At 58.6% G+C, this 20182-nt stretch carries 22 protein-coding genes and 1 pseudogene; 7 read left to right on the top strand and 16 right to left on the bottom strand.

Annotation, left to right across the window (positions count from 1 at the left end):
- Positions 1 to 7: 7 nt before the first annotated feature.
- The 8 genes from HAT86_RS15265 to HAT86_RS15235 form a co-directional block, all read right to left on the bottom strand.
- Complete coding sequence (locus tag HAT86_RS15265; protein WP_167199808.1) at positions 8 to 178, bottom strand: hypothetical protein; 171 nt, start codon at positions 176 to 178, stop codon at positions 8 to 10.
- Positions 179 to 188: 10 nt separating this feature from the next.
- Positions 189 to 311, bottom strand: a complete 123-nt coding sequence (locus tag HAT86_RS17040; protein ID WP_269204325.1) for a hypothetical protein — start codon at positions 309 to 311, stop codon at positions 189 to 191.
- A gap of 33 nt (positions 312 to 344) precedes the next feature.
- Positions 345 to 479 (bottom strand): type II toxin-antitoxin system RelE/ParE family toxin, encoded by a 135-nt coding sequence (locus tag HAT86_RS15260; RefSeq protein WP_167199805.1) that lies wholly within the window; start codon positions 477 to 479, stop codon positions 345 to 347.
- Entirely contained in the window at positions 476 to 721 is a 246-nt protein-coding gene (locus HAT86_RS15255) for a type II toxin-antitoxin system ParD family antitoxin (protein ID WP_167199802.1), read from the bottom strand. Before HAT86_RS15255 ends, HAT86_RS15260 begins: the two co-directional genes overlap by 4 nt.
- 154 nt (positions 722 to 875) lie before the next feature.
- The gene (arfB, locus tag HAT86_RS15250) at positions 876 to 1295 is read right to left on the bottom strand and encodes an alternative ribosome rescue aminoacyl-tRNA hydrolase ArfB (protein WP_167199799.1); all 420 of its coding nucleotides are present in this window, start codon (positions 1293 to 1295) and stop codon (positions 876 to 878) included.
- A gap of 312 nt (positions 1296 to 1607) precedes the next feature.
- Positions 1608 to 2537 carry a penicillin-insensitive murein endopeptidase gene (gene mepA, locus HAT86_RS15245; protein WP_167199796.1) on the bottom strand — a complete coding sequence of 310 codons (930 nt, stop codon included), beginning with the start codon at positions 2535 to 2537 and terminating at the stop codon, positions 1608 to 1610.
- Positions 2516 to 3901 (bottom strand): MFS transporter, encoded by a 1386-nt coding sequence (locus HAT86_RS15240; RefSeq protein WP_167199793.1) that lies wholly within the window; start codon positions 3899 to 3901, stop codon positions 2516 to 2518. The genes mepA and HAT86_RS15240 overlap by 22 nt, the downstream gene beginning before the upstream one ends.
- 53 nt (positions 3902 to 3954) lie before the next feature.
- The gene (locus HAT86_RS15235) at positions 3955 to 4491 is read right to left on the bottom strand and encodes an acyl-CoA thioesterase (RefSeq protein WP_167199789.1); all 537 of its coding nucleotides are present in this window, start codon (positions 4489 to 4491) and stop codon (positions 3955 to 3957) included.
- A 130-nt stretch (positions 4492 to 4621) separates the two neighbouring features.
- Here HAT86_RS15235 and HAT86_RS15230 point away from each other — a divergent pair, with 130 nt between their 5' ends.
- From HAT86_RS15230 to yaaA, 3 genes are all read left to right on the top strand, one after another.
- On the top strand, positions 4622 to 4909 hold the full coding sequence (locus HAT86_RS15230) for a YggT family protein (RefSeq protein WP_167199786.1): 288 nt from the start codon (positions 4622 to 4624) through the stop codon (positions 4907 to 4909).
- Between the two features lie 82 nt (positions 4910 to 4991).
- Entirely contained in the window at positions 4992 to 7031 is a 2040-nt protein-coding gene (recQ, locus tag HAT86_RS15225) for a DNA helicase RecQ (RefSeq protein ID WP_167199782.1), read from the top strand.
- Between the two features lie 33 nt (positions 7032 to 7064).
- Complete coding sequence (gene yaaA / locus HAT86_RS15220) at positions 7065 to 7826, top strand: peroxide stress protein YaaA (protein WP_167199779.1); 762 nt, start codon at positions 7065 to 7067, stop codon at positions 7824 to 7826.
- Here yaaA and HAT86_RS15215 read toward each other — a convergent pair.
- The 5 genes from HAT86_RS15215 to HAT86_RS15195 form a co-directional block, all read right to left on the bottom strand.
- Complete coding sequence (locus HAT86_RS15215) at positions 7766 to 9997, bottom strand: response regulator (protein WP_167199776.1); 2232 nt, start codon at positions 9995 to 9997, stop codon at positions 7766 to 7768. The genes yaaA and HAT86_RS15215 overlap by 61 nt on opposite strands.
- A gap of 100 nt (positions 9998 to 10097) precedes the next feature.
- Positions 10098 to 11273, bottom strand: coding sequence for an acetyl-CoA C-acyltransferase family protein (locus tag HAT86_RS15210; RefSeq protein WP_167199773.1), 1176 nt, complete (start codon positions 11271 to 11273; stop codon positions 10098 to 10100).
- Between the two features lie 75 nt (positions 11274 to 11348).
- Positions 11349 to 12095: a metallophosphoesterase gene (locus tag HAT86_RS15205; RefSeq protein ID WP_167199770.1), complete on the bottom strand. Its 747-nt coding sequence runs from the start codon at positions 12093 to 12095 to the stop codon at positions 11349 to 11351.
- Between the two features lie 118 nt (positions 12096 to 12213).
- Positions 12214 to 13809, bottom strand: a complete 1596-nt coding sequence (serA, locus tag HAT86_RS15200) for a phosphoglycerate dehydrogenase (protein WP_167199767.1) — start codon at positions 13807 to 13809, stop codon at positions 12214 to 12216.
- A gap of 98 nt (positions 13810 to 13907) precedes the next feature.
- Positions 13908 to 15062, bottom strand: coding sequence for a phosphoserine transaminase (locus tag HAT86_RS15195; protein WP_167199764.1), 1155 nt, complete (start codon positions 15060 to 15062; stop codon positions 13908 to 13910).
- Between the two features lie 157 nt (positions 15063 to 15219).
- On the opposite strand from HAT86_RS15195, the gene serB reads away from it, so the two are divergent.
- Both serB and HAT86_RS15185 read left to right on the top strand, forming a co-directional pair.
- Entirely contained in the window at positions 15220 to 16092 is an 873-nt protein-coding gene (gene serB / locus HAT86_RS15190) for a phosphoserine phosphatase SerB (protein WP_167199762.1), read from the top strand.
- Positions 16093 to 16196: 104 nt separating this feature from the next.
- On the top strand, positions 16197 to 17195 hold the full coding sequence (locus tag HAT86_RS15185) for a Hint domain-containing protein (RefSeq protein ID WP_331272566.1): 999 nt from the start codon (positions 16197 to 16199) through the stop codon (positions 17193 to 17195).
- Between the two features lie 6 nt (positions 17196 to 17201).
- On the opposite strand, the gene HAT86_RS17035 is transcribed toward HAT86_RS15185, so the two are convergent.
- Positions 17202 to 17324, bottom strand: coding sequence for a hypothetical protein (locus HAT86_RS17035; RefSeq protein ID WP_269204326.1), 123 nt, complete (start codon positions 17322 to 17324; stop codon positions 17202 to 17204).
- On the opposite strand from HAT86_RS17035, the gene HAT86_RS15180 reads away from it, so the two are divergent.
- Complete coding sequence (locus HAT86_RS15180) at positions 17299 to 18093, top strand: ion transporter (protein ID WP_167199811.1); 795 nt, start codon at positions 17299 to 17301, stop codon at positions 18091 to 18093. The two genes, HAT86_RS17035 and HAT86_RS15180, sit on opposite strands and share 26 nt — an antisense overlap.
- A gap of 9 nt (positions 18094 to 18102) precedes the next feature.
- On the opposite strand, the gene HAT86_RS15175 is transcribed toward HAT86_RS15180, so the two are convergent.
- Positions 18103 to 19032 carry an ABC transporter ATP-binding protein gene (locus tag HAT86_RS15175; RefSeq protein WP_167199758.1) on the bottom strand — a complete coding sequence of 310 codons (930 nt, stop codon included), beginning with the start codon at positions 19030 to 19032 and terminating at the stop codon, positions 18103 to 18105.
- A 74-nt stretch (positions 19033 to 19106) separates the two neighbouring features.
- On the opposite strand from HAT86_RS15175, the gene HAT86_RS15170 reads away from it, so the two are divergent.
- Positions 19107 to 19295, top strand: a complete 189-nt coding sequence (locus HAT86_RS15170) for a zinc-finger domain-containing protein (RefSeq protein WP_167199756.1) — start codon at positions 19107 to 19109, stop codon at positions 19293 to 19295.
- Between the two features lie 516 nt (positions 19296 to 19811).
- Here HAT86_RS15170 and HAT86_RS15165 read toward each other — a convergent pair.
- Positions 19812 to 20182: pseudogene (locus HAT86_RS15165) on the bottom strand (hypothetical protein); the annotation flags it as partial.

Raw genomic sequence — 20182 nt, 5'->3', positions numbered from 1 at the left:
ATATGCCTCAAAAGCATGGAATCACAAAGCAAGCATCATGGGAATCCTGAATCTGATCAGGGGCGACACGCTCTAGGCAGGCGATATATGAATGCGCGACTGATTGCTTTGTTCCCGCAACTCTTTCATTAAAAAGTCTTATGATTTTTTGTATTTTCATATCGTAAGTATGTTTCATTTCTACCCCTTCAAACCCACCGCCCCGCATCCATTCGCTGATGCAGCACCCGGATCACCTCGATCTTTTCCAAGCTTTCACGAAAAACAATCACATGCCGCTTGGCCAGTGCCATGCGATAGCTGTGGCGCACGTTGTCGGCGTTGCGTGATGGGGTGCGCCCGTCTTAGAGGCCTTCGATGATCCGCCGCAGCGCCGCAAGATAGGCATCCGCCTGCGCCAATCCCCACTGGGACAGACTGTAAAGCCAGATATCTTCCAGATCGGCCCGCGCCTTTGGGGAAAGCTCCAGCGCTTTCATGAAAGGTGCTTGCTGTGCATCCTGTTCAGGAAGTCGTCAAAATCGAAAGGTTCCGGCGGGCCGCTGGCCTCGCCTTCGTCAATCGCCTCTCTCAGGCGTTGCAGTTTTTCTTCTTCCGCTTCCAACATCCGCAATCCCGCGCGCACCACGTCACTGGCCGAGTTATAGCGGCCACTTTCTACGGCTTTTGTTATGAATTCGTTAAAGTGATCGCTCAGCACGACCGAGGTGTTGCGGGGCATCGGGTGTCTCCTTTGCGCACAATATACCAATTCTTGGTAGTCGCTTCAATCCGCCGGGGCCTCTGTCTGGCGCGGCTTTGCCGCGCGGCCCCCACCCCACCCCCACAGGGTGGGGGCCATGACTGCGGACCATGGGGCATCGCGCCAATCGGCCTCACTCCTCCCCATCCACACGCCCCCGCAAAGCCTTTACATCCCCGCGCACTTTCTTGGCCTTCAACCGCCTTTTCTTCGATCCCAGAGTAGGGCGTGTCGGGATGCGGCGTTTGGGTTTTTCGGTGGCTTTGCGGATCAGGTCGGCCAGACGCTGCCGCGCGATCTCGCGGTTGCGGGCTTGGCTGCGGGTTTCCTCCACCTGAATCACCAGTGCGCCGTCCTTGGTCCAGCGGCGGCCTGCGATCCGTTGCAGCCGGCGTCTGACGGCCTGTGGCAGGTTGGGCGAGCGTTCGGCCTCGAACCGCAGTTTGACCGCCGTGGATACCTTGTTCACGTTTTGCCCGCCGGGGCCGGACGCGCGGATGAACTGCTCGGTCAGTTCCCAATCTTCGATCTCGATCTGGTTGGTGATTTTCATGCCCGCTCTCCGGCTTTTCGTACGACACTCGTGTCCAACTCGTACACATCTAAAAGGGCCGCTCCAATCCCGGAACGGCCCCTAAAGGTTTGCGGAGGTGGGCCGGTTAGGCCGCACCAATCTGGGTGTTTCTACGCCCAAAGGCTGCTTTAGGCGAGATCTCCCCAAACTGTTCCGGCACCTCTCTCCAATCCCTTTATAGACACTGGACCACCTCCTTTCGCTTGTTAAATTCATCCCTAGCCTGCCACATATTTTCTAGTTGTCAAAACAAAATGCAGTGGCCAGCGCGATTTTTTTGTCTGCATATGGTTAGTCCGCCTGCAAGACAGACACGCATTGCCGCGGCAGGTCATGCATGGTCAACTCGCGCCTTGGCTTGGGTTTGGGCGCGTCCGGATCGGGTGGCGGCGGATTGAGGATGTTGTTCACCCAGTCTTGCGCATCGGCGCAACCATCGCCCGGCGGCGGCGGTGTCTGGTTCACGCAGCCCCGTGCATTATCGGGGCACTTCAGCCTGACGTGGAAATGATAGTGATGCCCGTACCACGGCCTGATCTTGCGCAGCCAAGCCCGATCGCCGGTTTCATCCTTGCACATTTGCACCTTGGCCCCCGGAAAGACGAAAATGCGCGCCGTGCGGGGGTCTTGTGCCGCAGCTTTGAGGATCTCATGATGCGCGCGCGTCCATTTATCGTTTGTGAACGCGCCCTTTGACCGGCGCATCGAGATTGATGAAAGGCTTTCACGCTCGGCCCGGCTGAGAGTCAGACGATCCGTCGGGCGCATCCAGATGTCGATATCCATCCCGATCTGGTGGCTGCGGTGCCCGGTCAGCATTGGCCCCCCGCGCGGCTGGCTGATATCGCCCACATACAGGCCGCTCCAGCCCGTTTGCCGTGCGGCTTTGCGTGACAGGTCTTGAATGAAATCAATCGTTTCCGGATGGCCCCAATTGCGGTTGCGGCTGAGGCGCATGGCCTGCCATGTTGGCCCGCTTTCGGCCAGTTGCACGCCCCCGGCAAGGCATCCCTTGGCGTATCCGCCAAACGGCTCGGACCCTTGACGCGATCCGCCGCCTGCTGTGCCGAACAACTGCTTGGCATGGACCCCCGCCATTGAGGCCGGGATATTCTGCGTTGAAACAACCTGCTGGGTCTGCCCGGTGTCAGATGGCGGCGCGGCGGTGTTGCATCCGGCCAGTGTCAGGCCAAGTGCGATCAGTGTGAGGTAGCGGCCCATGTTTCCTTGTCCCCCTCTGCTTTGACCCAGCGTAGCAGGACAAGGCCGATCAGGAAAAGAATAATCACAGGCGATACGCCTATCCGCGCACTGCCGCTGAACGCGGTTACGGTGCCGATCAAAGCCGGGGCGATAAAGGCTGTTGCGCGCCCGGACAGGCCATAAAGCCCAAAGCTTTCGGTCGGGGCATGTGGATCGGTGTGGCGCACCATCAGCGACCGGCTGGCCGCTTGCAAGGTGCCGCCGAACCCGCCAATCAAAACGCCGCAGCCGAAAAAGATTACATCAGGCAGGCGCGATCCGTCGGCAAGGGCAAAGCCGAACAATTGCTGCCGGTCCATGCCAACAACGGTCACGCAAACGGCAATCAGCGCCCAAATGGCCACGAGAATGACGGGTTTTGGGCCAAAGCGTTTATCGGCCTGCCCACCGATCCAGCTGAACAGCGCGGCCGAGATCGCGCCGATGATCCCGAATACCCCGATCGACACCAGCTCCCAATTCAGCACCAATACGGCATAGGTGCCGCCGAACCCATACAGCCCGTTCAACGCGTCGCGATACATCATGGAAGACCCAAGATAGGCCGACAGGCTGAGCCGCCTGCGCAGCCCTTTGACAGAGGTCACAAGCAAGCGCATGGCATCGCCGACGCCTTTGGCCTGCGCGGGCGGGCCAACATCGCGCACCCACATAAAATAGGGCACCATGAACACGGCAAACCAAAGGGCCACAAAAGGCCCAACAAAGCGTGTGCCCTCTTTGTCGGTGGGATCAAGGCCAAAGGCCGGGTCCAAACCGATCAACGTTTTGCCGGATGGTTGTTCGACAAACAAAAGCAGCATGATCATCAAGGATAGAACGCCGCCCGCATAGCCAAAGGCAAACCCCGACCCCGATAGCGCGCCCACCTTATCGTCTGATCCAAGCGAGGGCAGTTGCGAATTGATAAAAATCAGCGCGTATTCAGCCCCGATAAATCCGATCCCGAAGGATACAAGCGCCCACCACATGTTCGAGCCGTCGGGCTGTGTCCACCACAGGCCCGCAGCGCCGAGAACGTAAAGCGCCGAAAATCCCACGATCCAAGGCAGGCGCCGTCCGCTGGTATCTGCCAAGGCCCCCATCAAAGGCGCGCCAAGCCCGATCACCAGCCCTGTGATGGTCAGGCAAAGCGACCAAAGGCTTTGCGCGCGGGCATCGGCCACGTCCTCGGTCAGGCCGGTGCCCATGAAATACTCGGCCGCGATCGAGGCAAAGAACGGCCCGAAAATGAAGGTGACCAGCAGCGTGTGATAGGGCTGACTGGCCCAATCAAAGAAAAGCCACCCCCAGATGCGTTTGCGCTGCGAAATGCCTGTCATGCATACCCCCCGGTTTGTGGCTGATATGACAGGGCCGCAGCCTGTGTGGCAAGCTATTCCTGCATTGGTGGCCATGGCCGGGTGGCGTCGGCGCTGATCCATGCCTGCACCCAGTCGGGCGCGTCGGGTCTGGCAATATTTTGCCCCACAGCGGTCATCACCTGATCAGGCGGGACCATCCCGGTTTTGCCCGTCACAGCCGTGCGCAACAGGATGTGGTTGGCGCATTCGCCCGAGTCTTTCCACATCGATTGCTCGATATAAATGAACTTGTCATCCCACCACACCGCACGCGAGCGCATTTCAATCACTTCAAACGCCTTGATGCGGCGGCGGTAGCGCACGGATGCCCCGGCCACCACCAATCCCCATTTGTTGTGCTTGAGCGCCGTGATCAAACCCACGCGTTGCGCCAGTGGAATGCGCCCCAAATCAAACAGGGTCAGGGTGCGGCCATTGTTCAATTCCATCCATAAATCAATGTCCCACGGCATGCACATATGGCGCGATACATGGGTGCCGGTCAGCGGCAACTGAGGGTCTTTGCGGTGCTTGAACATCTGCCAGATCAGGCGCAGAACGGGATACATGGGCTATCTCCTTTGGCGGGGTTTTCATGCCCGCGTGCGGCGACGTCAACCGCAACCCCGCGTCAGACTTGCGCTTTGCGCGCTGCGCGCTTAGGTCTTGGGCTGTTTCCCGGTGAAAGGACGAAGGCCGATGCAATCCTTGTTTCAGATCCTGATGCTTTTGCTTGATGTGGTGTGGTTTTTTATCATTGCCCACGTCATCATGAGCTGGCTGATCAATTTTCAGGTTCTCAACCTGCACCAGCAATTCGTAGCGCAGGTCTGGCATATGCTGAATCGCATCCTTGAGCCCATTTATCAGCCCATTCGTCGCATCCTACCGCCGATGTCGGGGATTGATCTTGCGCCGTTGATTACACTGGTCGCGGTTTATGCGCTGCGCATCGTGTTGGTGAATAACGCGGCGGTCTTCTACTAAGTCGCACTGCCGGGGTCTTGCCCCGCTCAGCGGCCTGTGAAAGACTCGGACCAAGAGCAGATAAACAAATCACAGGTCCCTCATGCCAGGCGCTGCCACGCTTTTGCGCGATGTGTTCGGATTCGATGCCTTCCGCCCCGGGCAGGAAGACATCGTAACCGCAGTTGCGCGTGGCGAAAACGTGCTGGCCATCATGCCGACGGGTGGCGGTAAATCCCTGTGTTTTCAGTTGCCTGCCTTGCTGCGCGACGGCGTGACCGTGGTGATTTCGCCGTTGATCGCCTTGATGCGGGATCAGGTGCGTGCCCTGCGCGAAGCCGGGGTCGAGGCGGGGGCGCTGACCTCGGGCAATACCGAAGAAGAAACCGCCGCGGTCTGGGACGCGCTTGAGGGTGGGCGCCTAAAGCTTCTTTATATCGCGCCCGAGCGTTTGGCCGCAGGCTCGGCCATGGGAATGCTGCGCCGCATCGGTGTGTCTTTGATTGCCGTGGACGAGGCGCATTGCGTCAGTCAATGGGGCCATGATTTTCGCCCCGATTACCTGCGCATCGGTGAATTGCGCCGCGCGTTGGATGTGCCGCTGGCCGCGTTCACAGCGACGGCCGATGCCGAGACGCAGGCGGAAATCATCGAAAAGCTGTTCGATGGCCAAACCCCGCAGACGTTTCTACATGGCTTTGACCGCCCGAATATCCACCTTGCTTTTACGCCCAAGGAAAGCCCGCGCCGTCAGATCATGGACTTTGCCGCCGCGCGCAAAGGTCAGTCCGGTATTGTGTATTGCGGCTCACGCGCGAAAACCGAAGGCTTGGCAAAGGCCTTGTGCGACAGCGGGCATAATGCCTGTCATTACCATGGCGGGATGGAGGCCGAGGATCGCCGCGCTGTTGAGGCGCGTTTCAACTCCGAGGATGGGTTGATCGTGGTGGCCACCGTGGCCTTTGGCATGGGTGTGGACAAGCCCGATATCCGTTGGGTGGCGCATGCCGATTTGCCCAAGTCGATCGAAGCATATTATCAGGAAATCGGCCGTGCGGGCCGTGACGGGGCACCTGCCGAAACATTAACTTTGTTTGGCCCCGATGACATTCGCTTGCGCCGCTCGCAGATTGACGAAGGGTTGGCCCCGCCCGAACGCCGCATGGCGGATCACGGGCGGCTGAACGCGCTTTTGGGGTTGGCCGAAGCACTGGAATGCCGCCGCACGACCCTGTTGGGCTATTTCGGAGAGCAGGCCACACCCTGCGGTCATTGCGACCTGTGCGATACGCCGCCGGAAACCTTCGATGGCACGCAACCGGTGCGCAAGGCGCTGTCGGCCATCTTGCGCACCGAAGAACGGTTTGGTGCGGGCCATTTAATCGACATTCTGACAGGCAATGCGACCGACAAAGTGCGCGAAAGGGGGCATGATACCCTGCCCACATTCGGGGTTGGCCGTGATCTGGAGCGGCGCACGTGGCAAGGCGTGTTTCGGCAGATGATGGGCCATGATCTGGTGCGCCCCGATCCAGAACGGCACGGCGCTTTGCGCATGACCGAAGCCGCGCGGCCCATTCTGCGCGATGAACAGCCCATTACCTTGCGCCGCGATACGCTGGTGTCAAAAACGCGCCGCCCTGCCGCCAAGGCACTGGTTTCAGACGAAGACGCGCCGCTGCTGTCGGCCCTCAAGGCCAAGCGCCGGGCACTGGCCGAGGCGGCCAAGGTGCCGGCCTATGTTGTGTTCAATGATCGAACCCTGATCGAAATGGCCGAAAAACGCCCAACCTGCGCAGATGAAATGTCGCGTGTCAGCGGTGTGGGCGCGAAGAAGCTGGAACGGTATGGCGATGCGTTCCTGTCGGTGATCAATGGCGAGGCTGCGGCGATGCACCCCACCCGCCGCAAGCTGGCTGGCCGTGCGGCGGGGTCGCTGTATGATCGTCTGCTTGAGGTGCAGGCCGATCTTGCGCGTGGTGAAGGTGGCATTGACAAGCCGCTGAGTTGTCCGTCCTCGGCGTTGGCCAAGGTTGCATCCCTGCGCCCGCGTGATCTGACGGAGTTGAGCCGTATCCTTGGCGAACGCCGGGCCGAACGGTTCGGGCCTGCTTTTCTGGACGTTCTGCGCGCTGCAGACTAAGTCTTGCGCAACATATCACAAGGGAATTGAAACATGCTGGTCGTCGTCTCACCCGCGAAGAAAATGAACATGGACCCGGTCGAAGGCGTCACAGCTACGCGCCCGGCCTTTCAGGCGCAGGCGGATGAACTGGCCAAGGTGGCGCAGGGGCTGTCCGTTGACGATCTGCAAAAGCTTATGAAAATAAGCGAGAACCTTGCCAAACTGAACCGGGACCGGTTCAACGATTTCGGCGAGATGGCGGAGAAACCCGCCGCGCTGGCCTTTGCGGGCGACACCTATCAAGGGCTTGAGGCGGCATCGCTGGACGCGGATGAAATGGCTTGGGCGCAGGATCATTTTCGTATCTTGTCGGGGCTTTATGGTGTGCTGCGCCCGCTGGACGCGATCCAACCCTACCGTCTGGAAATGGGCAGCCGGCTGAAAACTGAAAAGGGTAAAACGCTGTATGATTATTGGGATGATACCATTGCCAAGGCTTTGAATGACCATGCCAAGGCCGTGAACACCGACATTCTGATCAATTGTGCCAGCCAAGAGTATTTCGGGGCCGTAGATTTAAACGCGTTGAATTTGCGGGTGATCACGCCTGTCTTCATGGAGGAAAAACCGGGCGGTCCAAAGATCGTCAGCTTTTACGCCAAGCGCGCGCGCGGCGCGATGGCGCGCTACATCATCCAACGCCGTTTGACCGACCCCGAGGCTTTGACCGAATTTGACGCTGGCGGTTATCGCTACGTGCCCGACATGTCCGAAGCTGACAAACCCGTGTTCGTGCGCCCGCCCGAGGATTGATCCCCGCCTAGCGGGTCGCGTGTGCCGTCAGGCCGCGCCGCGATGATCTGTTCCAGAATGGCGGCTTTGCGCAGCGGTTTGGTCAAGTAATGATCTAGACCCGCCTGCAAAATCCCCGCCTCATCGCCATCCATCGCATGGGCTGTCATGGCGACAATCGGCACATGTGTGCCGCGTTCGGCCTCAATCGCGCGAATTTTTCCTGTGGCTTCCTTGCCGTCCATTCCGGGCATCGAAATATCCATGAACACGATATCAGGCGCGAAGGCCTGAAACATCTCAACCGCTTGTGCGCCATCGTTGGCAAATTCCAACTCTATATCCAAGCTTTTGACCATTTTGGAAAAAACCAAACGGTTGGTTCTGTTATCCTCGGCGGCCAAAATGCGCATGGCCCGTTGGGGCGGGGTGAGGATGCTGTTGTCTTGCTGTGTCGGGGCGTCAAGTAGCCCGGAAATGGATTGCAGCGCGGCAAACAAATCCGAACGCGATGCGGGCTTTTGCACCACGGCCTGCACATGACAGCGCGCGGGATCTTGATTGGCATGGCCGCTATTGGGGGTGAGCAGGATCACCGGCATCTGATGCCCCGCCTCGCGCATTGCCTCGGCCAGTTCAAGGCCGTCCATATCCGCCATGTGATGGTCACTCAGCACCAGATCTATGTCGCCTGTCAGCTGTGCCAACGCCTCGGCCGCATTGGCGCAAAGCACGGTTTCAATGCCCAGCAAACGAAGCTGCTTGTCCAGAATGTCCCGGTTCAGCACATGCCCATCGACAATCATCACCCGCGACAGCCCTGCAGGTAACCGAAACAGATCAGGGTTGAGAGGCCGTTCAACAGGCAAAGCAAGCGAAAATCCAAAACAGGAGCCTTTGTTTTCTTTCGAGGTGACCCAGATGTCACCACCCATCATGCCGATCAGTTTTTGGGTGATCGCAAGGCCAAGCCCGGTGCCTTCGAACTTGCGGTTCTGCTCGTCATCGACTTGGTTGAATTCACCAAAAACATAGTCGACCTTGTCGGTCGGTATGCCGATGCCGGTGTCTTCGACCGTGATGTGCAGCTTTGATATCTGGTCATTGCTTTCCGGCAGGCCGACCACCCGCACCAGAACATGCCCGGCTTGGGTGAATTTGAGCGCGTTGCCCATCAAATTGGTCATCACCTGCCGGATACGTCCGGGATCACCGATAAACCGCGTGGGCAGGAACATGTCGTAATCGACCAGCAGTTCAAGCCCTTTGTCGCGGGCATTGGCTTGCATCAGCATCACCAATTCATGCAGCGTATGTTCAAGGTCAAACGGTTCGTTGTGCAAGACCAGTTTTTCCGCCTCGATTTTCGAGTAATCCAGAACGTCATTGATGATGACCAGCAACGCCTCGCCCGAGTTGCGGATCGTGTCGGCATAAAGCCTTTGTTCTTCGGTCAGGTCCGTGTAGATCAGCAATTCCGCCATGCCGACCACGCCGTTCATCGGGGTGCGGATTTCATGGCTCATATTTGCCAAAAAGGATGATTTGGCACGGCTGGCGGCCTCGGCCTTGCGGCGTGCCTCTTGCAGGTTCTTTTCGTAGCGGATGGTATCGGTGATGTTCAGCGCCAAGTTCACCACATCGCCACCATGCCCGCGTTGGTCGATCAATTTGATATATTCCCGGTTCCAAAGGCGGATCACCTCGGGCTGGGGATCGGGGCTTTGCCAGCGGTCCAGCATACGTTCACGCCACGCCGCCGGGCAATCCTGCCCGATATCGACGATCCCCTCTTCTGTCAGGAACTGCAGAATTTCGATGTAGCTGATGCCGGGTTGAACCGCGTCCAACCCTTCAAACACAGACAGCCACGCATGGTTTGCCGCGATCATGCGGCTATCAGAATCGAAAAAGGCAAACCCGTCCTGAATGGTTTCAATCGAGTGCCACAACCGCCTTTCGGCAATCTCGACCTTTTGGTTCGCGACCGTCAGATCGGATTTCACACGCCGGTTTTCATCGCGGACATTTTCCACCTCGGCCCGCGTTTCAACGATCTGATCCGACAATTGCGCCGCATGCTTTCCCAGCTTGCGGTTTGCGGCCTGCAATTCGGCCTGTTTTTGTTCCAGCAGCCGCTCAGCGGCCAACCGTGCGCGCCGCTCCTCGGCCAGCTTGTTGGCAAGGCTCATGCCCCGTCCTCCGACAGCGCTGTTTTGGGAATGTCACCACAATGCGATATTGTGGTGAACAACTCCTTAAACGCGGCACATCATCCGGACGGGTTTTTGCTCAGATCGCTTCGATCGCCAGTGCAATACCCTGTCCGCCGCCAATGCACATGGTAATCAAGGCGCGTTTGCCCCCTGTGTGCTGCAATTCATACAACGCTTTGATTGTTATGATCGCGCCGGTTGCCCCCACCGGATGGCCAAGGGCGATGGCCCCGCCATTGGGATTTACCTTGGATGGGTCCAGCCCAAGGGCCTTGTTGACGGCAAGTGCCTGTGCGGCAAAGGCCTCGTTCGATTCCACAACGTCGAAATCCGCCACCGACAGGCCGGTTTTTTGCAGTAGGTTTTCCACTGCGGGGACCGGGCCGATGCCCATCACCTCGGGGCGGACACCGGCATGCGCATACCCCAAGACCCGCGCCTTGGGCGTCAGCCCGGCGGCCTTTGCCGCATCGGCACGGGCCAGCACCATGGCGGCGGCCCCGTCATTGAGGCCGCTGGCATTGCCCGCCGTCACGCTGCCATCTTTCTGAAAGGCGGGGCGCAGCCCGGCCAAAGCCTCGGCGGTGGTTGGTTTGGGGTGTTCGTCGGTGTCGAAGGCCACCATATCGCGTTTGACCTTCACCTCGATCGGCGCGATTTGATCCCGGAAATACCCCGCCTCGATGGCCGCTGTTGCGCGGCGTTGGCTTTCCAAGGCAAAGGCATCCTGCGCGTCGCGGCTGATCGTGTGTTCCGCAGCGACATTTTCAGCCGTCACCCCCATATGCCCGGTGCCGAACGGACAATTGAGCGTGCCCAGCATCATATCCAGAACGCGGACATCGCCCATCTTGGCGCCCCACCGTTGATCGGGCACGATAAAGGGGGATCGGCTCATGCTTTCGGCCCCGCCCGCCAGTGCGAAATCGGCATCCCCCAACATCAGCGATTGCACCGCCGAGACCACCGCCTGCGCGCCTGATCCGCACAAACGGTTGACGTTCATGGCCGGTGTCGTTTCGGGAATCCCCGCCTCGATCGCCGCGACACGGCTTAGATACATATCCTTGGGTTCGGTGTTGATCACCGTGCCAAACACGACATGCCCGATCTGTGCAGGCTCCACGCCGGACCGCTCCATCGCGGCGCGGGCTACATGTGCGCCCAGTTGGGTGGGTGGCGTTGCGGTCAAGGCCCCGCCAAACGTGCCAATGGCGGTGCGCGCGCCGTCCAGAATGACGATATCGGTCATGGGATGCATCCTTTGCTAAAGCTGTTGGGTGAACCCTAGCGGCACTTCTTTGCCAAAGGCAAACCGAACGTTCCGTCAGACGGTGCCAGTTGGGGAGTGCGGGCCGAGGGCCACCCGCCCGGTTTCAGTCAGCAGCCAACAGTCCTGACCTTCGAACACCGCAGGGCGCAGAGGCCGACCCCAGCCCGCGCCGCCATCAAGGTTGACGCGATTGCCATAATGACGCGGCGCATCAAGCGCGGTGTGGCCATGCACCACCAGCCAAGGGTGCGGATTTGGGTGGCTAAGAAACGGCTCACGAATCCACATCATGTCTTGGGCGGTCTGATCGGCCAAGGGCACGCCGGGACGGATGCCCGCATGCACGAACAAAAGCGCGTTGTCTTGATGATAGAGCGGTCGACGGGCCAGAAAATCGCGGTGCGCCTGCGGTATGGCGGCGCGTGCGTCTTTCAGAATGTCGGCCAGATCACGGCCTTTGGTTTCCACGCCATAGCTGGCCAAGGTCGCGCCGCCGCCAAGCCGTTCGGCAAACCATGGCAAATCGGGATGACCTTTGCTGCCGTAGGCGTCGCCGTGATCCAGAAAGCGTGACACATAATCATCGTGATTGCCCTTTAGCACGATCCAGTCACGCCCCTGTTCAAGGCCATTGAGTAACCGTTCAATCACACCGCGGCTATCGGGGCCGCGATCCACCAGATCCCCCAAGAACACGACCCGCGCCTTGGCCCCGCCATCGGCCTTGATCAGGGCAAGGGCGTGATCCAGCATGGCATCCTGACCATGGATATCGGGAATGGCATAGATTGGGCGGGTCATGGAAAGACAATGGCGCAGGTCAAGGCCACCTGCAAAAGGAAACGGCCCGGTAACACCTGTTCCCGGACCGGTCATTCGCAAATGCGACGAGGCTTAAAGGCCCTGCCGATTTATCGGTTCACGACACGTCGAAGTTCAGCGGGCGCACCTGCTGGAACTTGCCGGTGCTTTCCAGCTTTTTGATGACCTCGCCATCCACGGGCGCATCAACATAAAGCAGGGCAATCGCCTCGCCGCCAGCGGCCGAGCGGCCAAGGGTAAAGTTGGCGATGTTCACGCCATTCTCGCCCATCATCTGGCCCAAGGTGCCGATGATGCCCGGCTCGTCATTGTTGGTGGTATACAGCATATGTGCGCCGATTTCGGCGTCGATGTTGATGCCCTTGATCTGGATAAAGCGCGGCTTGCCGTCGCTGAACACCGTGCCCCCGATGGAACGCTCGCGCTTGTCGGTGACGACCGTCAACTTGATATACCCTTCGAACGCGCCGGATTTGTCCTGCTTGGTGGTGCTGATCTTGACGCCGCGTTCTTTGGCCACCACGGGGGCCGAGACCATGTTCACCTCGGGGTTGACCGATTTCATGATACCGGCCACGGCGGCGCAGGTGAGCGCCTCAAGGTTCATCTCGGACACGACACCATCATACAGGATATTGATCGCCTTGATCGGCTCGTCCGTCATCTGGCCGATGAAGCTGCCAAGGTGATCCGACAGATTGATCCACGGCCCCATGACCTTGGCCTCTTCTGCGGTGACGGAAGGCATGTTCAGGGCGTTGGTCACGGCCCCGGTCAGCAGGTAATCTGCCATCTGTTCGGCCACCTGAAGGGCGACGTTTTCCTGTGCCTCGGTGGTGGCGGCCCCAAGGTGCGGGGTGCAGACCACGTTGGGCAGGCCAAACAAGGGGTTGTCGGTGGCGGGCTCCTCGGCAAAGACATCAAAGCCAGCCCCGGCCACATGCCCGGATTTCAGCAGATCGGCCAGCGCCGTCTCGTCCACCAGACCACCACGGGCGCAGTTGATGATGCGCACGCCCTTCTTGGTTTTCTCAAGGTTCTCGCGCGACAGGATATTGCGTGTCTGATCGGTCAACGGCACATGCAGCGTGATGAAATCGGCACGCGCCAGCAGTTCATCCAGTTCGACCTTTTCAACGCCCATCTTGTCGGCCTTTTCCTGACCCAGGAACGGGTCATAGGCCACGACCTTCATTTTCAGGCCACGGGCGCGGTCACAGACGATGCCGCCAATATTGCCCGCACCGATGACGCCAAGGGTTTTGCCGGTCAGTTCGGTGCCCATGAATTTGGACTTTTCCCATTTGCCTGCATGGGTCGAGGTCGACGCCTCGGGGATTTGGCGGGCGACGGCAAACATCATGGCGATGGCGTGTTCGGCGGTGGTGATCATGTTGCCGAAGGGGGTGTTCATCACGATCACACCCTTTTTCGACGCGGCCTCTTTATCGACGTTATCAGTGCCGATGCCAGCGCGACCCACGACCTTGAGGTTGGTTGCCGCCTCAAGAATGGTCGGTGTCACCTTGGTGGCCGACCGGATGGCAAGGCCGTCATACTGGCCGATCACCTCGGCCAGTTTTTCCTTGTCTTTGCCCAGTTCGGGCATGAAATCCACGTCGATCCCGCGATCGCGGAAAATCTGAACGGCGGTTTCCGAGAGCTTGTCGGAGACGAGTACTTTGGGAGCCATGTTTCTGGTCCTTATGAGAATTTCTTGGGGAAGTCGGTGCGCGAAGACCGCGCACCCTATAGTTCTGTCCGGTAGGGTGTGCCCTTTGGGCGCACCGTTCAGGCAGCGGCAGCCTGCGCTTCGATTTCCGTATCAAACGCCCATTTGATCCAGGGCATCAGCGCCGCGACATCGGCCGCCTCGACCGTGCCGCCACACCAGATGCGCAGCCCGGCAGGGGCATCGCGATAGGCGCCGATATCATAGGCCACGCCCTCTGCGTCCAGCCGTTTGACCACAGCCTTGGCAAAAGCGGCCCCATCGGCAATCCGCTCATCGGTGAATTTCAGGCAAACGCTTGTGTTCGAGCGGTATTCCGGCTGATCGACCAAGAAAGCGATCCAGTCATTTTCCACGACAAAGCTTTGCACTGCGGCCAGATTGGCATTTGCGCGCGCGCGCAGGCCGTCAAGCCCACCCACATCCCGCGCCCAATCCAGCGCCAGCAGGTAATCCTCGACCGCCAGCATCGACGGGGTGTTGATCGTGGCACCCTCAAAAATGCCGTCGATCAGCTTGCCCCCTTTGGTCAGGCGGAAAATCTTGGGCAGGGGCCAGGGCGGCGTGTAGCTTTCCAGCCGTTCAACCGCGCGCGGGCTGAGAATGATCATGCCATGCGCGGCCTCGCCACCCAGAACTTTTTGCCAGCTAAAGGTGGTGACATCCAGCTTGTCCCACGGCAGGCGCTGCGCGAAGGCGGCGCTGGTGGCGTCACAAATGGTCAGGCCTGCGCGGTCGGATTTGATCCAGTCGCCATTGGGCACGCGTGCGCCGCTGGTGGTGCCGTTCCAAGTGAAGACTACATCATTATCGGTGTCGACGCTGGCCAGATCGACGATTTCGCCATAGGCGGCTTCCTTGACCTCGGCATCCAGCTTTAGCTGTTTCACAGCGTCGGTGACCCATCCGGCCCCAAAGCTTTCCCATGCCAGCATCTCGACCTTGCGTTCGCCCAGCATGGTCCACATCGCCATTTCAACCGCGCCCGTGTCCGAGGCGGGCACGATGCCGATCTTATAATCGGCGGGAATGCCCAGAACCTCGCGCGTGCCTTCGATGGCGGCTTGCAGCTTGGCCTTGCCAACGGCGGCGCGGTGGCTACGGCCCAAAGGCGCGTCGCTTAGTTTATCCAAGGAAAAAGCGGGGGGTTTGGCGCATGGGCCAGAGGAAAAACGCGGATTGGCCGGCCGAGTTGCCGGTTGTTGTATAGCCATTTTTGCTATCCTTCCAGATAAGCGCCCCTCGTTGGGGAGGGGTGTCCCGCGAATGGAGTTACTGCCATGCCGGGACTTTCGCAAGCGCAGAAATGTCGCTATAGCGCCGCTTGAGTGAATAAACGCGACCCCTTTGTCTACGATCGGAAACTCCCTCATGTTCATTGCCACCTTGATCGCGCGTCCTGGCGCACTTGAACCGGTGCTTGTTGAGTCGTTGCGCAACGCTTGGGGTGGGGGTGAGGCGCTCTGGCTGTCGCCCGATGAAGCTGCCGAATTCCCGCTGCAAACGATCCCGACAAATCGTTGGGATGTCTGGTCCGAATTGCAACGGCAAAAGGTTGATCTGGTGATTCAGCGGGCCGATGGACGGCGCAAGAAAATGTTGCTGGCCGATATGGACAGCACCATGATCGAACAGGAATGCATTGATGAACTGGCCGACGTTGCGGGCGTCGGGGATCACGTCAAAGACATCACGGCGCGCGCCATGAACGGCGAATTGGATTTCGAAGGAGCCTTGATCGAGCGGGTTGCACTGCTGAAAGGCTTGGATGCCTCGGTGATCGACAAGGTGCTGGCGACCCGCATCACCTACATGCCCGGCGGCAAAACATTGCTTGCCACCATGAAGGCCAACGGCGCGCACTGTGTGCTGGTTTCGGGCGGCTTTACCGCGTTTACGGCGAAGGTGGCCGATGATCTGGGGTTTGACGAAAACCGCGCCAATACATTGTTGATCGAGGAGGGGATGCTGACCGGCGATGTTGCGCGCCCGATCCTTGGCCGCGCGGCAAAGGTGCAGGCGCTGGAAGAAATCACTGCGAGGCTTGGCATTGCCGAGGCGGATGTTATCGCGGTTGGCGATGGTGCCAATGATTTGGGCATGTTGGGGCGCGCCGGCTCTGGTGTGGCGCTGCATGCCAAGCCGTCGGTGGCCGAACAATGTGATATCCGCATCAATCACGGTGATCTGACGGCACTTTTGTTTCTACAGGGTTACACAGGCAACAGTTTTGTCGCCAATTGATTGGCGTGGTTGCCTAAAACCGAAATCTCGGGCAAATTCACCATAGCGCCACTTTGCAGCAAATCCTGGGGGGATAAGTTGCAAGGAGTATCGGCTTGGCCGAAGTGGAAATATTCGTGACCGGGGATGAGGTTGGCACCTTTTCCAGCGTTTCGACAACAGGCAATAACAACGGTATGAAAGTGACGCTTGACGGGGTTCAAACCTTGGGCAGTGCAACAGACGTGTTTCGTGTTGTGATCCGTCAGGTCAATCCGGGTGACAACCTGTTTTCCAACGGCCAATTCGTGGATATCTACACATGGCCCGAAAGCGACCCACCCGCACCGCCGATTTATTCCAGTCTGAACCCTCAGGACGATCAATTTCAGGGGCGGGCGTCGTCGGGTGATCATCAGATCATCACCAGCCCGACGAATATCGTCTTTGATGTGAATGGCCTGACCTCGGGCACGATGCAATATGGGCCTGGCCGGGAACCGGCCCGCGATCAGCAATTGTCGTTCGAAACGTTTTCGCCCGACCCGCCGGTGTTTCCATGCTTTGCTGCGGGCACTCTGATCGAGACGGATAGCGGCCCGTTGGCGATCGACGTGATCCGGCCCGGCGACCTTGTCCGCACTGTGGATAATGGCCTGCAGCCGGTACGGTGGATTGGTCGCCGCACTGTGCCGGGTCGTGGCCCGATGGCCCCGGTCACGATTGCGGCCGGTGCCTTGGGAAACTGGCGTGATCTGGTCGTGTCGCCGCAACACCGCATGTTGGTCGAAGATTGGCGCGCCGAAATGTATTTTGGCCAGCCACAGGTTTTGGTCGCAGCTGTGCATCTGATCAACGGGGATACGATCCGACAGGTGCCGCAGCGGCGGGTGACCTATGTGCATTTGGCGTTTGATCGACACGAAGTGATTTATGCCGAAGGTATCCCAAGCGAAAGCCTGTATCTGGGAGAGATGGCCCAAGACACGCTGAGTATCGCGGAGCGTGCCGAAATCGCCGCCCTGTTTCCGGAATTGACCGACAAGACGGGGGCCAGCCCAACTGTCACGGGCCATGCGGCCCGTCGGTGCCTCAAGCGATGGGAAACGGTTTTGGTCGCTTGAAAAGCGTCACTTGCCCGTCCGCTTCGGCTTCTGCTTGCAGGTTGCGCCAATGCGCCCCATATCTTGCCGCATGAGCGGACAGGCAAACATGGATTTATCAACAATGCGTGCAAAGGTGGCGTCGGCCATTGATCATCGTGGGGTGCAAAACTTCATCCTTGGCGTCATTTTGTTCAACGCGATCATTTTGGGGATGGAAACCTCGGATGTGGTGATGAACGCGGCTGGCTCGTTGATTGTGACACTCGATGTTATTTGCCTTGCGATCTTTGTCGTCGAGATTTTGGCCAAGATCTATGCCCGTGGCATGGTTGGATTTTTCCGAAACGGTTGGAATATTTTCGATTTTGTGATCGTGGGTATTTCGCTGGTGCCTTCGGCCCAAGGGCTGAGTGTGCTGCGCGCCCTTCGTATCCTGCGTTTGTTGCGGGTGCTTTCGGTCACGCCATCCCTGCGCCGGGTGGTGGAAGGGTTGATGAGTGCGCTGCCCGGCATGGGCTCGGTCTTTTTGCTGATGGGAATCATCTTTTACATCGGGTCGGTCATGGCGACGAAACTATTCGGCGCGTCCTTCCCCGAGTGGTTCGGCTCGCTTGCGTTATCGGCCTATTCCCTGTTCCAGATCATGACGCTTGAATCGTGGTCAATGGGGATCGTGCGTCCGGTGATGGAAGTCTACCCCTTTGCATGGGCCTTTTTTGTGCCGTTCATTCTGGTCACAACATTCGCGGTGGTGAACCTTGTGGTCGGTCTGATCGTCAATTCGATGCAGGACGCGCACCATCAGGAAGACGCCGCAAAAACAGACACCTATCGCGACGATGTTCTGTCGCGGCTGGACCGGATCGAGGTGGCGCTGGATGCTGTGGCCGACAGCAAGCAAAAAGACCGCGTTTGACGCGCCGCCTTAGCGCGACCGCGTCAGCTCAAGGAACACATCTTGCAAATCCGCCTGTTCGGTTTTGACGTCGCGGATGCGAATGCCAGCACCGCGCACCGCTTCCAGCACAGCCTCGGCGGGTGTGTCATCGGAATGATATGTCAGGGCCAGCGATCCATCCGCGCGCGGCTCGACCTCGATACCCGGTGCGTCGGGCAAGGTCGTCACGTCTTGGTCGGGATGGATGATCATGGTTTTGGTATCCAGCCGATCCAGTAGGTTGGCAGTGCTGTCGCGGGCCACCACTTCGCCCGAATTGATGATGGCGATTTCGTCGCACATCTCTTCGGCCTCTTCCAGATAATGCGTGGTCAGGATCACCGTCATGCCTTGTTGGTTCAACTGGCGGACATTTTCCCACAACATCTGGCGCAATTCGATATCGACACCCGCCGTCGGCTCGTCCAGCACCAGAATATGCGGCTGATGGACCAGCGCCTTGGCCAGCAACAGCCGCCGCCGCATCCCGCCCGACAATGTGCGTGCATAGGCTTCGGCCTTGTCCTCAAGCCCGACCAACCGCAGGATCTCATCGCTGCGGCGCTGTGATTTGGGGACGCCATACAGCCCGGCCTGCACCTCAAGCGCGGCGCGCGGTGCAAAGAACGGATCAAGGTTCAGCTCTTGCGGCATCACCCCAATCGAGGCACGGCTTTGGCGTGGGTTCACATCCTGATCAAACCCCCAGATTGTGACCTGTCCTGCGGTTTTCACGACCAGACCGGCCAGAATGTTGATCAAGGTCGATTTGCCCGCACCGTTGGGACCCAGCAGGCCAAATACAGACCCCGCCGGAATATCCAGATCAACCCCGTTCAGCGCTGGTTTCGGCGCAGCGCCACGGCTGCCTGCGTAGGTTTTCTTCAAACCACGGATTTCGATGGCGTTCTGGCTCATTGGTCCCCTTGCCCCTGCCTTGCGGATCGCTCATATTCGGACCTAAGTGAATTGCAGGGAAAAGGAAACGCCAGATGGTGACGAAAGCCCCCGAAACACGTATCGTTGACAGCTATCGCATCGCCTGCGACGGCGGCGAAGGGGCGCTTGGCCATCCGCGTGTCTGGCTGGCGATCCCCCCTGAAACGGGATACGTTGAATGCCCGTATTGCGACTGCAAATACATTCACCGCGATTTCGAGGGCAAGGTGCCCGCCGCCTGATCGTTTAACGGCGCGCGGCTGTGTGTGGCTGGCGTTGGATGCCTCCGGCGGGAGTATTGGCAAGCGGAAAAAGCATTGTTTGCCAGATGCATAGATTGAAAAAGTCTGGCAGATTCTGCTTTCTGTCCACGTCTGACTTTCAAACTCACAACGCAGTGTTTCTCTACTACTTTCAGCCTCATAGCCTAAAGGCCGTAGGTTCAAATTCTCCTCCCGGAGACAAATATTCTTAAATATAGCAATAGCTTGGAGGCTGGTGTTTTGGCGCCACAGGCTAATTTGCGTTTTACGTCAGCACGACGTCAGCAAATCACGAGCCTCCAACAGCGCCGGTGGTCATGAATACCTACCAGAGTGACCTGTTCACATCCGTCGCCTAGACGGACCGCTTGCGCCGGGCGCGTGTGCATCTTGATGGATGGAACGGGATGTTTCCTCTACAACATCTTCACCGTGAAGCAGCTCAAGCGCCCCGCTTGGTTGGGCCGCGTAATCCAAAATTACGCATAGCTTGTATTAAGCTTGGCGAACTTGCCAGATCTTCTCACTGTGATCTAAATGTTTTACCTCTAGTCCACGTTTGCTCTTACTGATTACGTCTTCTTCCAGAAGGGCTTTGGCTTCAAGAGGCCCTAAATCGGCCAACGTCTGCTGCATCATAGGCACAATTTCGTCAGGCAGCAGTGCTTCAAGTGTGTTTGTAATTGCTAGATAATTTTGAAGAAGTTCGCGCAGCATGATAGCAGGTCGGACGTCTTTGCTGTCCTCAAAGTACTTTAGATGCCACTTATCGTCGTCTATTTTCTCAAGATGTGAATCGGCGTGCAAAATTGACCCACTTGGGTGGGTTATGAGCGAGTAAAATTGACCCACCTGTTTCGTTAACA

Source organism: Roseovarius gahaiensis (assembly GCF_011601345.1).
Lineage (GTDB): Bacteria > Pseudomonadota > Alphaproteobacteria > Rhodobacterales > Rhodobacteraceae > Roseovarius > Roseovarius gahaiensis.
The sequence above is the reverse complement of the archived record's forward strand: the minus strand, read 5'-3'. Positions and strand labels throughout refer to the sequence as shown.